The sequence below is a fragment of the Sphingobacterium multivorum genome, assembly GCF_900457465.1.
Taxonomy (GTDB): Bacteria; Bacteroidota; Bacteroidia; order Sphingobacteriales; family Sphingobacteriaceae; genus Sphingobacterium; species Sphingobacterium multivorum.
The window spans coordinates 971638-985233 of the sequence record NZ_UAUU01000002.1; the positions used below are offsets into that span (position 1 = coordinate 971638).

The 13596-nt window shown below is 37.8% G+C and carries 10 protein-coding genes; 7 read left to right on the forward strand and 3 right to left on the reverse strand.

All coding sequences use genetic code 11. From position 1 onward, the window contains the following. Nucleotides 1–12: 12 nt before the first annotated feature. From DTA23_RS04300 to DTA23_RS04315, 4 genes are all read left to right on the forward strand, one after another. Entirely contained in the window at nt 13–1947 is a 1935-nt protein-coding gene (locus DTA23_RS04300; RefSeq protein ID WP_070561950.1) for a fumarate reductase/succinate dehydrogenase flavoprotein subunit, read from the forward strand. 14 nt (nt 1948–1961) lie between these two features. Further along, nucleotides 1962–2735, forward strand: a complete 774-nt coding sequence (locus DTA23_RS04305; RefSeq protein ID WP_172462311.1) for a succinate dehydrogenase/fumarate reductase iron-sulfur subunit — start codon at nt 1962–1964, stop codon at nt 2733–2735. A gap of 170 nt (nt 2736–2905) precedes the next feature. Next, nucleotides 2906–6652 carry a HAMP domain-containing sensor histidine kinase gene (locus DTA23_RS04310; RefSeq protein ID WP_112373908.1) on the forward strand — a complete coding sequence of 1249 codons (3747 nt, stop codon included), beginning with the start codon at nt 2906–2908 and terminating at the stop codon, nt 6650–6652. Between the two features lie 280 nt (nt 6653–6932). After that, nucleotides 6933–8279 carry an IS5 family transposase gene (locus DTA23_RS04315; RefSeq protein WP_112373584.1) on the forward strand — a complete coding sequence of 449 codons (1347 nt, stop codon included), beginning with the start codon at nt 6933–6935 and terminating at the stop codon, nt 8277–8279. A 150-nt stretch (nt 8280–8429) separates the two neighbouring features. Here the strand turns inward: DTA23_RS04315 and DTA23_RS04320 are convergent, their stop codons facing one another. From DTA23_RS04320 to DTA23_RS04330, 3 genes are all read right to left on the reverse strand, one after another. After that, the gene (locus DTA23_RS04320; RefSeq protein WP_112373909.1) at nt 8430–9356 is read right to left on the reverse strand and encodes a DUF8428 domain-containing protein; all 927 of its coding nucleotides are present in this window, start codon (nt 9354–9356) and stop codon (nt 8430–8432) included. Nucleotides 9357–9454: 98 nt separating this feature from the next. Next, the gene (gmd, locus tag DTA23_RS04325; protein ID WP_046674906.1) at nt 9455–10606 is read right to left on the reverse strand and encodes a GDP-mannose 4,6-dehydratase; all 1152 of its coding nucleotides are present in this window, start codon (nt 10604–10606) and stop codon (nt 9455–9457) included. A 262-nt stretch (nt 10607–10868) separates the two neighbouring features. Continuing rightward, nucleotides 10869–11423, reverse strand: a complete 555-nt coding sequence (locus tag DTA23_RS04330) for a lipocalin family protein (protein ID WP_046674905.1) — start codon at nt 11421–11423, stop codon at nt 10869–10871. 54 nt (nt 11424–11477) lie between these two features. Between DTA23_RS04330 and DTA23_RS04335 the strand changes: the two genes are divergently transcribed. The 3 genes from DTA23_RS04335 to DTA23_RS04345 all read left to right on the forward strand — a co-directional run bounded on the left by DTA23_RS04335 (nt 11478) and on the right by DTA23_RS04345 (nt 13522). Further along, nucleotides 11478–11810, forward strand: coding sequence for a hypothetical protein (locus tag DTA23_RS04335; RefSeq protein WP_046674904.1), 333 nt, complete (start codon nt 11478–11480; stop codon nt 11808–11810). 87 nt (nt 11811–11897) lie between these two features. After that, nucleotides 11898–12812, forward strand: a complete 915-nt coding sequence (locus DTA23_RS04340) for a lysylphosphatidylglycerol synthase transmembrane domain-containing protein (RefSeq protein ID WP_112373910.1) — start codon at nt 11898–11900, stop codon at nt 12810–12812. Nucleotides 12813–12814: 2 nt separating this feature from the next. Beyond that, a complete protein-coding gene (locus tag DTA23_RS04345) occupies nt 12815–13522 on the forward strand; it encodes an SDR family NAD(P)-dependent oxidoreductase (protein WP_070570367.1) in 708 nt (235 codons plus the stop codon). The last annotated feature ends 74 nt before the right edge of the window (nt 13523–13596 follow it).

A 13596-nucleotide genomic window follows, 5' to 3' on the forward strand; every position in this document is an offset into this window, starting at 1 on the left:
AAATTAAGAGATATGTTAGATTCAAAAGTACCAGCGGGCCCATTAGCCCAAAAGTGGTCAAATCATAAATTTAATCTTAAGTTGGTTAACCCTGCTAACAAACGTAAATTTACCGTTATTGTTGTTGGTACAGGTCTTGCTGGTGCATCTGCAGCAGCGTCTTTAGCTGAATTAGGATATAATGTAATTACATTCTGTTATCAAGATTCACCTCGTCGTGCGCACTCTATTGCAGCACAAGGTGGTATCAATGCAGCAAAGAGCTACCAAAATGACGGTGACTCTGTTTTCCGTTTATTCTACGATACAATCAAAGGTGGTGACTACCGCTCACGTGAGGCAAACGTTTACCGTTTGGCTGAGGTATCTGTCAACATCATTGACCAATGTGTTGCTCAAGGTGTTCCTTTTGCGCGTGAATACGGAGGTCTATTAGACAACCGTTCTTTCGGTGGTGCGCAAGTTAGCCGTACGTTCTATGCACGTGGTCAAACGGGACAACAATTGTTGTTGGGCGCTTATTCAGCGTTAAACCGTCAAATCAAAAAAGGGAAAGTAAAATCGTATACGCGTCATGAGATGTTAGACTTAGTTATGATCGATGGTCATGCTAAAGGTATCGTCACTCGTGACTTGGTTTCAGGTAAAATCGAAACGCATGCTGCACATGCAGTATTGATGTGTACTGGTGGTTACGGTAACGTATTCTTCTTGTCGACAAATGCAATGGGATGTAACGTTACAGCAGCTTGGAGAGCGCACAAACGTGGTGCTTACTTTGCAAACCCTTGCTATACGCAAATTCACCCAACTTGTATCCCGGTAACAGGTGATCACCAATCTAAATTGACATTGATGTCAGAGTCTCTACGTAATGACGGCCGTGTATGGGTTCCTAAAACTCAAGAAATGGCTGAAAGATTGCGTAAAGGTGAGATCAAAGCCAATGACATCAAAGAAGACGACAGAGATTATTTCTTGGAGCGTAAATATCCTTCATTCGGTAACTTGGTACCACGTGACGTGGCATCTCGTAATGCAAAAGAAGCTGTTGATGATGGTCGTGGTGTTGGTAAAACTGGTTTTGCGGTATTCTTGGATTTTAAAGAAGCTATCGGTCGTCTAGGCGAAGATGCTGTACGTGCTAAATACGGTAACTTATTTGACATGTACTACCAAATCACGGACGAGAACCCTTACAAACAACCAATGCGTATCTATCCAGCTGTTCACTATACAATGGGTGGCGTATGGGTTGATTACAACTTGATGACTACAATCCCAGGTTTGTATGCATTGGGTGAGTGTAACTTCTCTGACCACGGCGCAAACCGCTTAGGTGCTTCGGCATTGATGCAAGGTCTTGCCGATGGTTATTTCGTAATTCCTTACACTGTGGGTGATTACTTAGCTAAATTAGGTTCATTCGCACCAGTAGATCACAACCATCCGGCATTCGAATCTACACGTAAGGAAGTTGAAGACAAAATCAACAAATTGTTGTCTTTAAACGGTACTGAAACGGTTGATGATATCCACAAAAAACTAGGTCTCATCATGTGGGAATACTGTGGTATGGCTCGTACTGCTGAAGGCTTACAGAAAGCACAAGGTTTGATCCAAGAGTTGAAAAAAGAATTCTGGACGAACGTTAGAGTCCTTGGAGAGAATGAAGAATTAAATCTTTCTTTAGAAAAAGCTGGTCGCGTAGCTGACTTCTTAGAATTAGGTGAGTTAATGGTAGTCGATGCATTGCAACGCGCGGAGTCTTGTGGTGGTCACTTCCGTTTAGAAAGCCAAACTGAAGAAGGTGAAGCAAAACGTAACGATGATGAATTCGCCTATGTATCTGCTTGGGAATACAAAGGAGACAACGTACCTGAGGAATTACACAAAGAAGACTTGGTATTCGAGAACGTTCAGTTAACACAAAGAAGTTATAAATAAGAAGGAAAATTATCATGGCACAACATATGAATTTAACGCTGAAAGTTTGGCGTCAAAAAAATGATAAAGATAAAGGTCAATTTGTAACTTATCAGGCAAACGATATCGCTGATGATATGTCTTTCTTAGAGATGCTTGATATTGTCAATGAAGAATTGACTCGTAAAGGAGAAGATCCTGTATATTTCGATCACGACTGTCGTGAAGGTATCTGCGGGATGTGTTCATTAGTCATCAACGGTCGCCCTCACGGTCCTAAAGAAGGTACAACAACATGTCAATTGCACATGCGTAGCTTCCACGATGGACAGACTATCGTGATTGAACCTTGGAGAGCTGCTGCATTCCCTGTATTGAAAGACCTTGCAACAGACCGTACGGCTTTTGACCGCATTCAACAAGCTGGTGGATATGTAAATGTTAATACAGGTGGTGTTCCTGATGCCAATGTTATTCCGATTCCTAAACGTATCGCTGACGAAGCATTTGAATCGGCTACATGTATCGGTTGTGGTGCTTGTGTTGCAGCATGTAAAAATGCTTCTGCAATGTTATTTGTGTCTGCAAAAGTATCTCAATTTGCCTTATTACCTCAAGGCCAAACTGAGCGTTACGAACGTGCACAGGCAATGGTAGATCAAATGGATGCTGAAGGTTTCGGTAACTGTACCAATACAGGTGCTTGCGAAGCAGAATGTCCTGTAGGAATCAAATTAACAAACATTGCTCGCTTAAACCGTGAGTACTTGACTGCTAAAATCTTCAGACAAGAAGAACCGCACGCTTAATAAGCAATTAAAATCCTTCGTGTTTTCGATAGCGTTAACAAAGCTTAAGAAACCGATTGAAGATTCTTTCTAGCCAATTAAAATAGGCTATTCAGAAAATAATATAAAAGTCCTTGCCCTAAGAAAGCAAGGACTTTTTTTTATATTTACAATAATGTAAATTGACGAACGTGAATTCTGGTATAAAAATTCGATTACTCCTACTTATCTTGACTTTATGCTTTATAGGAACAGCTATCACCATTAAAGAATCTGTTACCAATAAGGAAATACTGGACATTGATACAAAATCACTCAATGATTATATCGCTCAACAAGAGAAAAAAGTCGACCGAATTTTTAATGATTCACTCCTGCTCAAAACATTTAAAAACTACGATCAGTACCCAATAGCAGTTTATCAGGCATTTGAAAAGTTCAAAACCAATGAGAAGGTTTATTTATTTCTCTTTAAGGACCATGAACCGAAGATGTGGAGCACGCATTTATTTGTGCCAATTACAGATCAGGGATTTCCGGAAAAATCCAATTTTATTCAGGATGATAACCGTTCTTACGTTGTTCGAAAAAAAACAATTGGCAATATCAGTATACTCGCCTATATTATTGTTAAAGGCTATACAAATAACAACAACCCCTATTTAAATAGCTCATTGCGGAGGAACTTTTTCGACTCTCGAAATATCGACATTGCCTCCTATACAGACACGGTCACCATTAAAAATATCTATAGCAATGAAGGGTCTTATCTATTCTCTGTTAAGCTAAAAGACGGAGAGCATGAAAACGCCTATACGATTTTGCAATTCTTCTGTTGGCTACTTGCCTGGATCGCATTATTGATCTTCTTCAATAGTCTCTGCCTACATATGGCCAAGACAGGAAGGGCCTGGTGGTCTGCATTACTGCTATTATCGGTATTTAGCCTCGTCAAATTTGCCGATCTTAAATGGAATCTGCTGTCCGAAAACGCGACATTTTCAATTTTCGATTCGCGCAATTACGCTTACAATCGCTTCTTCCCCAATATATGGTCCGTGATGTCCACCACCATATTGGTGTTATGGTTGATTCTATTTATCTATTCAATTCGCAAAGAGCTCAATTTCGACAAGATAAAGAACATCCGGTTCTTCAGAATTCCTATCGCAATCGGATTTATTCTAAGTATATACCTGTCGTTCGGTCTATTGTATGACATCGCCGGTACCCTGATTACGCACTCCAATAACATCTATTTTGATTTCACAAAACTTGTCGATTTACATTTCCTAAGTTGGGTAGATTTAGGCATTGTTGGCATGGGTATTTTGGCCTTGAGCATCTACATAGATCTTGTCCTATTTTTTCTTAAAAAATTAGAGTTAAAACCGACGCAGCTACTCAACATTCAACTGGCATGTGTCATTTTTGTCATCCTGATCATTTCCTTTTATATTGAGAAAAATAGCCTGGTCAATTTGTTACTTGCACTGATCATCCTGATTAAATCATTTGGCGAGAAGTATTTCGACCGACATATATTAACAAATTATATCGCCGTACTGATACTTTGGGCAATCATAAGTGCAATCACGCACGCTCGTTTCTATCAGGAACGGAACTTAATTGACATGAAGATCTTATTGAGTAACCTACAATCAGAAGATGATGTCAATGCTGTTTCATTGTTCTCCGATATTGAAAGTAGCCTAGCAAACGATCAAGAATTAAAACACCTATTTAATATCAGTCTCCCCTATACCAACACTGAAGGGATCAACGATTTCATCAAGAAAAAGTACTTTAGTGGCTATCTTTCCAAATATGAGTTCAAAGCATATTATTATGATCAGAATAATATTCCGCTCAATCCAGCCAGTCAGAATAAGATCAATGAATATCGAGAAAAAGTAATCAACAAGTCGATAAAAGTCACGCAGAACTTTTACCGTTCCAGTGCGGAATTAGGTACGCATGAATACTTCTCCATCATCCCTGTCACCATTGACCAAAATAGAATTGTCAATGTTATCGTCAATCTTTCCAATAAAGATTTTAGCTATACGGTTCCATATCCCGAAATCCTTACCGATATGCGGATTAACAATTCGCAATATTATAATAAAGCAGATTATTCGATAGCCCTCTATAAAGGCGGCTCCTTAATAACACAGTTTGGGAAATATACTTACGAGAACAATTTGAGGGGGCTGAAAGGTGTTCCAGGGGAATATATTCAAGTACTCGACCGAGATGCATACCTACATATGGCTTATGTTGCCAATAAATTTTCTACATACGTTATCAGTAAACAAAAACCTTCTTTTTGGGATTATCTAGCGACGACTTCATTTCTGTTCTTGGTATTTTTTATGATTTTCATGCTTTTCCATTTCATAAAATCACTCTATATCTTTCTTAAAAACACCAAGCTAACTTTCCGTAATTTAAAGTATCAGTTCTACAAAATAGTAAATAAAATACAGTACTCTACACGTATTCAGACTTCCATCATCTCATCGGTAATTCTGGCTATTCTTATTTCAGCGGTAATTTCATATATAAGTATCAACAAGCAGCTTTATAATAACAATAAAGCAAGTAAAGAGCGCTTTATTATCGAGCTGGGTAAACGGATGGAAAATATGTTGACCTACACGGATGAAACATCCACCGAAACGCAGCTGATCAGTATTCTCAAGACATTATCCGAAACAATTTCCAAAGACTTCAATCTTTATTCCAAATCAGGCAGGTTACTTTACAGTTCGCAGCGTAGAATCTACGATCTGGAGCTTTTCTCTACTTTCATTAATCCGGCTGCACTGAAAAATCTTTCCATCTTAAAAAAATCGGAGACGATTGAAGATGAGCGTATTGGTACTTTCCAATTTGAGACCAGCTACGCCACCATCAGGGATAAAAACTATAATACACTGGCTTATATAGGTATACCAAACTTCTCACTTCAGAAGGAAGAAAATATCAATAAGAATCTTCTTTTAAATACCATAGTGAACATTTATTCGCTGATTATTATAGGCTTTGGATTTTATGCGACGTTTGTGGCCAACAGTGTCACCAATCCATTGAGCATCATCAGTAAGAAGATTTCACAACTACGCCTGGGGCAGCCCAACGAGCCTCTGTTTTGGCAACGAAATGATGAAATAGGTACATTGATCAAAGAATATAATCTTATGATCATAAAGCTGGAGGACTATGCTAATAAGATCAAAGATACCGAGCGAGAATCAACTTGGCGTGAGATGGCTCAACAGATTGCCCATGAAATCAAAAATCCGTTGACACCAATGAAATTAGGCATTCAGCAACTCCGTAGATCTTACAAAGACGAGGACCCTAAATTTCCGGATCGCTTCAATAAATTCTCCACTTCATTCATCGAACAAATCGATGCATTGACGCATATTGCCTCAGAATTTTCACATTTTGCAAAATTCCCAAATACGGTAATGGAAAACATCAATATTGTAGAGAAAGTAACAAAGTCTATTTCCTTGTACAACAATACACCAAATGTAAGTATTCGTCTCATTAACAATGCGGATCACAGAACCCTTATCGTTAAAGCAGATGGTAATGAGCTATTAAGAACCTTCAATAATTTGATAAAAAATGCGATTGAGGGCGGTTATGGACGAAAAAACATGAAGATCGAGATTTCCATTGAACGCTACTCAGATAAATTTGTCAAGATAGATATCAAAGACAACGGTTATGGGATTCCCAAAGAGATGCAGGATAAAATTTTCCAGATTAATTTTACGACAAAGAGTTCCGGAAACGGCTTAGGACTAGTTCTTGTCAAAAAGACAATTGAAGCCTGTAACGGGCAAATCTATTTTGAGACTGTAGAAGGCGAAGGTACAACGTTTCATATACTGCTTCCTTTGCAACAGATAGAATCTTAAATCAACTGTAATCAGACATCCAAGAAAGCGGATAGGATACTGCACCCAAAGCATCTAAATAATAAGATGAGCCGTTCCAAGTACATAAATAAGAGGCTACCACATTCAAGTAATGTAAATAAAACTAGGGCGTTCAGTTAGGCTCCTTATATCTCAAACATTGATTACATAGTCTCTCCTTAAACCACCTATAATTTACTGATTATTAGTATTTTGGGTTTAAAATAGCTTGTTTTTTATTGCAAGAATTTGTATCTTCGAGCTTTAAAACCTTGCAAATATGTTGGGGAAAAATCCAGAAAAGAAGCCAGAATTATTCCGCCCAATGTTGGTGGATTTTATTGACCACGAGCATGAACTTGTTCTACTTTCAGAAAAAATAGATTGGAATTATTTTGAGAAAGAATTTTCGCCCTTGTATTCCAAAGTGGGCAATCCGAGCCATCCGATTCGGTTTATGGTGGGTTGTTTGCTACTGAAACATTTGTATAATTTGGGCGATGAGACGTTGGAAAAAGCCTGGATCATGAATCCTTATATGCAGCATTTTTGTGGCAGGGTTTTCTTTGAACACGAATTTCCTTGTGACCCGAGTAATTTTGTTCATTTCCGAAAAAGAATTGGCGAAAAAGGTATCGAAAAAATCTTTGCCTACAGCGTAAGAATGCACGATGCCAAGACGAACACCTCAAATTTTGTTTTGTCCGATACTACCGTTCAGGAGAATAATACCTCTTTTCCTACCGATGCAAAATTGTGCAAAAAAGTGATCGATTATTGCAACAAAATAGCCGGAAATGAAGGCATAAAACAAAGACAACGCTACACAAAAGTCAGCAAACAAATGGTGCGCAACACCTACAACGGAAAACATCCCAAGCGGGCAAAAGCGGCAAGGAAATCTCAAAGACAGCTCAAAACCATCGCCATGAGACTGATTCGTGAATTGCAACGGAATTTTAATGCAGAACAGCAAGAATTTTATAAAGATTTAATGACATTGTACACCAAGGTTGTCACACAAAAAAGAAACGATGCCGATAAAATTTACAGCATTCACAAGCCTTTTACCCGATGTATTGCCAAAGGAAAAGCGCATAGCCAGTATGAATTTGGGAATAAGGTAGGTTTGATAACCACCGCCAACAAAGGCAAGAAAATCATTCTCGGGATTAAAGCATTTTTGCAAACTCCTTACGATGGTCACACCATAGAACCACTTTTGGAACAGATGGAAACCGGTGGTCAAAAGCTCCCAAAAGAACTCCTTTACGATAGAGGTGGCAGAGGAAAATCAGAAATAAAGGGCGTGAAAATCTCCATCCCAAGCACTCCAAGAAAAAAAGACACTGCTTATCAAAAGCAGACAAAGCGCAAAAAATTTAGAACCAGAGCGGCAATAGAACCTATCATCGGACATTTAAAAACCGATTTTAGGCTGGCAAAAAATTACTTCATGGGAGAAACGGGACCACAAATCAATGCATTACTAGCTGCAACCGCTTGGAACATGAAGAAAATGATGGAACTACTGAAACAGAAAATTATTTTCTTATTTTATAAGATACAAATTATGCTGTTTTCTAATCCTGTTTTTAAAAATAAATTAAATAGTGGGTTTTGTTAAGGAACGACTACATAAAACTGAACGATAAATGGGAATAGTCCTATTCTTACGACGTTCCAAGGATCAGCCTAACACAAACAGCGTACTATTAAACAAAAAAGCTCTTTGCATTTATGCAAAGAGCTTTTTTGTTTAATAGTGCATTTATTTTTAACGTAACACAACCGTAGATCGTCCCATGATTGCATTATCTTCATATAGCAAAACCGTATAGGCCCCTTTTGAGAACCCCTCTTCTGCTGCCCAATAGACGATATAATCTTCACCTTTGTTGGTAAATAAAATATTGTGTTTAAAGGTATATTGCAATTTCTCTCCATGTACATAGAAAATATTATCACCTTGCACGACCAGATTTCCCTGTGGATCGATAATTCTGACATATATATCACGTTCTCCACTTTTAGCTAACGGATTATCAGCAACGGTAAAGTTGATTTTTAACTTATCGATTTTTTTAGCACGTTCTTCTACCACTTCCTTTCCATTCTTTTTGACTTCAAGTCCATTTATACTGATACTTGAAACCTTCAATGCTGAAGCAGTTGCAACTTTCTCTTTCAGGTCCGAATTTGATGTAACTAAAGAAGTAATTTGTTTTTCTTTTTCAACTACAGATTCGCTCAAATTGGAGTTTTGCTTCGATAAAATTTGATTTTCCTGAATCAGCCGTTGCACATTTACACGATAAGTATCCACCTGCTTCTTAAGCTGATTGATCTTGTGCTGTGCATCATCAATATCTTTTGGAGTAATACTTTTATTTTCAAGCTTTTTACGAAGTACTGCGATCTCCGCCCTAGAATCATCCTTCTGCACAGTCATCTCTGGCGTCAATTGGACATTTTCTACATCAATTTTATCCAATTCAGCTTCAATACGATCGATTTGTACCTGCAGATTTTCTTTTTCTACTGTAAGTGTATAGACCTTTTCACCATTGGTCTTAAACTTGACATAAAAATATATGTTTGTTGCAAGTAATGCTGCTATCGCAATGATAAAGAAGTAAATCTTCGAAGAATCTTTCTTCTTTTCTTCTTCTTTCTTACTCGAAACAACTTCTGAATTTATCATAATATACTGTCATTTTCATAGGTATAAATCTATAAATTTATACTATTGAATGTTTAAACAAAAATTATTCCAGTTTTATTTTTTTTACCAATTATGAATTATTCAAAATAATTCAAGGTTTCAAATCCGCCTTGTTTTAAGTATTCTTCCTTTCTCATCAGATGAAGATCGGATTGTACCATGTCTGTTACCAACATCTGAAGATCATATTTTGGCGTCCATCCAAGTTTTGTATTTGCTTTTGTCGGATCACCAATAAGTAAATCGACTTCAGTTGGCCTATAATATGCCGGATCAACTTTGACAACAGTCTGACCGAATTTAATCAGCGACTTATCAATATTTAACTGAGCTAAGCGTTCCTCGTCAATATCGATAATTACCCCCTTCTCCTGCTCTCCCTTGCCACTGAACTCAATTTCAATTCCCAATTCTGCAAAAGCCATGCGAACAAAATCCCGAACAGTTGTTGTCACACCTGTAGCAATCACAAAATCTTCTGCGGTTTCTTGTTGTAGAATCAACCACATTGCTTCTACATAATCTTTGGCATGCCCCCAGTCACGTTGTGCGGACAGATTACCAAGATATAATTTATCTTGCAGCCCTAGCGCGATTTTTGCCACAGCCCTGGTAATTTTACGTGTCACAAAAGTTTCTCCTCTTACAGGGCTCTCGTGATTAAATAAAATACCATTACAGGCATACATCTTATAAGCTTCACGGTAATTTACAGTAATCCAATAACCGTACATTTTTGCTACAGCATACGGACTTCGTGGATAAAAGGGTGTTGTTTCACTTTGTGGAACCGCTTGCACCAATCCATACAATTCGGAAGTGGAAGCCTGATAAATACGGGTTTTTTCGATCATTCCCAATAATCTGACCGCCTCAAGAATCCGCAATGTACCGATACCATCTGCATTAGCAGTATATTCTGGCGTATCAAAACTAACCTTTACGTGAGATTGTGCCGCAAGATTGTAAATCTCGTCAGGCTGTGTTTCTTGTATAATACGAATCAAATTGGTTGAATCCGTCAAATCACCAAAATGCAATGTGAAATTTCGATTGTCGAGATGAGGATCTTGATAAAGATGGTCAATACGATCAGTATTGAATAAAGAGCTACGGCGTTTTAAACCGTGTACTTTGTATCCTTTCTTCAATAGGAATTCTGCTAGATAGGCACCATCTTGTCCTGTTATACCTGTTATTAAAGCAGTTTTCGTGTTTTGTTCAGCCATGTTTCTCTCTAGATTAAGCAATACCTGACGAAATCGTTAGATATTTATCCCATATCCATACATACAATTAGTTTATCCGCGATTAATTTAGCTACGCACAAGATTATCATTCCATACTTGCCGGTCACCGTATTCGTAAACTCATCCGTCTACAGTGCAAATAAATCATAATGAATTGGGAGTGTAAAAGTATTAAATTTTAAACAAAAAAAGCCATAGGAATTCCTATAGCTTTCTGTTATTCTTTTTTTATCGTTTACGTTTAGTTTGAGCGCGTAAAGTTAAAAACTAGATAGGCTTCTCCATTCGCAACAGTCAATGGCATACGCATAACTAATTTATTCCCATCAGAATAAGATAAATCTAAGCGGTAACCTGTTGTGACATTTTTCGCCTTATCGCCCGCATAAATCTTTTTAAATTGAAACTGAGGTTCTCCTAAGCCTTTTCCAGGGTTATAGATAGACCAAAAAATCTCACGTGATGCTCCTGGAGCACATAAAGTTCCTTGCGCATTAAATGTAATTGATCCTTTCCCATTTCCAATAAAATTCCATGTACTACCTACGAAACATTCTGCCGGAGCCTCTTCAAATACACTTTTGATCGTGAATGAAGAAGGTAAATTCTCTCTATCGATTGTATTCAATGTCCACGTTCCTTTTACCGCGGATTTCCAATCCGAAGCGCTAGGACCAGAAGCTGCACTCGTATTGGAAGAAGGATTTCCAGTTGATGTACCTTGCTTTTGTGCTCCACAAGAAAATAAGGTCACCGTAGCAAAAACAGTTGCTAATGATAAAACGAATCGATTCATATGTATAAATTTTAATTTCAAATTGTATTTTTGGGGTAAATTAATCCACAAATCATGAAGATTACAGCCAAAAATCATACCATAAGCAAAATAATCGCAAAAACGCTGTTAAGGTTATTTATCATTTTATTGGCCTTTGCTTCTTATCCGCTTTTTTTAGGACAGGAAGCAAAAAGCAAATTGAATCAAATCAGCCTTGCTTTTACGAACAAGATAGCACTCATAGCTCCTATCTTGTTATTTTGCTTCATCATTGGATTAATGATCGCTGTGCTCAAGCACAAATATAACAGAATTGACCTAAATTGGCTATTTTCTCTTGCTACTATCTTTGGTATTTTATATTTGATATTATTGTATTCAAGAATTTACCCAACGATTGCTTAAGCCCAATTGCACAATTCGCCAAAGTTTCTAACTTTGGATTCTCCAAAACGCTAATTACAGCCGAACAAGATTGGATGTATAATTTATATGGATAAAAAAAAGGGGCTCAAAATAGCCAAAAATATAGCAAAGATTGTCGTTACTGTAGGAGCCTTATACTGGGTATTTAGCAAGGTATCGCTAAAGGATTTGAAAGAAGCCGTCATCAACTCCAATCCTCTCTATCTATTCTTTGCTTTAGTTGCTTATAGTATCTCAATTTTTATTTCTTCTTCGCGCTTATTGACTTTTTTAAAGGCAATCGGTTTAGATGTTACGGAAAAATATAATTTAAAACTGTATCAACTTGGCCTATTTTACAATCTCATTTTACCAGGCGGTGTTGGCGGAGATGGTTATAAAATATTCTTCCTCAGGAAACGATTCAATATTAAAGGACGAAAATTATTTACGGCCTTATTTTTAGATAGATTAAGTGGATTATGGGCACTGTGCCTCATCATTGCAGCGCTAGTTACTTATATGCCACAACTCGGAATTCCAAACTATCTGACCGTTATTCTATTTATAATAGGGAGCGTTCTCTATTACTTTATCGTAACCAAGTTCTTTAAAGAATACAAGGCTACATTTTTAATAGCCCATTTAAAAGCAATCGGTGTGCAATCCATGCAAGTTATTGCAGCAATTCTTATCCTTTATGCACTAGAATTTAGCGGCAAATTTTCTCCTTACCTATTTTTATTCCTTGCATCTTCTCTTGTTTCGATCATTCCGTTTTCAGTGGGTGGTTTAGGGATGCGTGAGCTTGTGATCATGTGGGGAGCGGGCATATTCCACGTCGACTCACACAATGCGGTTTTAATCACCTTGTTATTTTATATTATTTCCGCTCTCGTCGCGCTTTCAGGAATTTATTTTATCTTTCATCCGCAAGCAATTGGAGAGGACAAATTACCTTCCGCAGAAGAAGTTGAACAAAGTCAAAAACTAGAAGAATAAACATGGCAAATATTATTATTACAGGTGCAAGCAGTGGTGTTGGATTTGAAGCGGTGTTGGATTTGACCTCTAAAAAGGACAACAAAGTCATTGCTTTGGCTAGATCAGCAGACAAACTGAGAAAACTTCATGAAATTGCAGGTCAGCTCAACTATGATGGCGGCACCTTATACCCGGCTCAATTTGATATTGTCTACGATGACTATACTACACTTGTTCCCTTCATCCAATCTAAATTTGATAAGGTTGATATCTTGATAAACAATGCTGGAGCACTCATCAATAAGCCATTTATGGAAACTGATGGAAAGGATTTTGCTGAAATGCTACAAACCAATGTAATGGGACATGTAAATATGATACAAAACGTTGTTCCCATGATGCCATCAGGCTCACATATTGTCAATATTGGCAGTATGGGGGGATTTCAGGGATCATTGAAGTTTCCCGGACTTTCGGCATATTCAACCAGCAAAGCCGCATTAGCAGTGCTTACAGAATGCTTAGCGGAGGAGTTTAAGGAAAAAGGAATCAAAGTGAACTGTCTAGCCTTAGGATCTGCTCAGACCGAAATGTTCGAGGCTGCTTTTCCGGGTGTTGAAGCGGGTACTTTAGCCTTTGAAATGGGACGCTATATTGCAGAGTTCGCTCAAAATGGACATCACTATTTCAATGGGAAAATACTTCCTGTAGCCAATACAACACCTTAATTGGAAAGCCCTTCAAAAAAATATCCCTTGATCTAATATAGTCAGGTTGGTGTAATATAGTCAGGTTGGTGTAA

What these genes read in the sequence shown, in the direction of transcription:
- DTA23_RS04315 (WP_112373584.1), top strand. Translation starts at nt 6,933, where the DNA reads ATGTTGGGGAAAAATCCAGAAAAGAAGCCAGAATTATTCCGCCCAATG.
- DTA23_RS04335 (WP_046674904.1), top strand. Translation starts at nt 11,478, where the DNA reads ATGAAGATTACAGCCAAAAATCATACCATAAGCAAAATAATCGCAAAA.
- DTA23_RS04320 (WP_112373909.1), bottom strand. Translation starts at nt 9,356, where the DNA reads ATGATAAATTCAGAAGTTGTTTCGAGTAAGAAAGAAGAAGAAAAGAAG.
- gmd (WP_046674906.1), bottom strand. Translation starts at nt 10,606, where the DNA reads ATGGCTGAACAAAACACGAAAACTGCTTTAATAACAGGTATAACAGGA.
- DTA23_RS04330 (WP_046674905.1), bottom strand. Translation starts at nt 11,423, where the DNA reads ATGAATCGATTCGTTTTATCATTAGCAACTGTTTTTGCTACGGTGACC.
- DTA23_RS04345 (WP_070570367.1), top strand. Translation starts at nt 12,815, where the DNA reads ATGGCAAATATTATTATTACAGGTGCAAGCAGTGGTGTTGGATTTGAA.
- DTA23_RS04340 (WP_112373910.1), top strand. Translation starts at nt 11,898, where the DNA reads ATGGATAAAAAAAAGGGGCTCAAAATAGCCAAAAATATAGCAAAGATT.
- DTA23_RS04305 (WP_172462311.1), top strand. Translation starts at nt 1,962, where the DNA reads ATGGCACAACATATGAATTTAACGCTGAAAGTTTGGCGTCAAAAAAAT.
- DTA23_RS04300 (WP_070561950.1), top strand. Translation starts at nt 13, where the DNA reads ATGTTAGATTCAAAAGTACCAGCGGGCCCATTAGCCCAAAAGTGGTCA.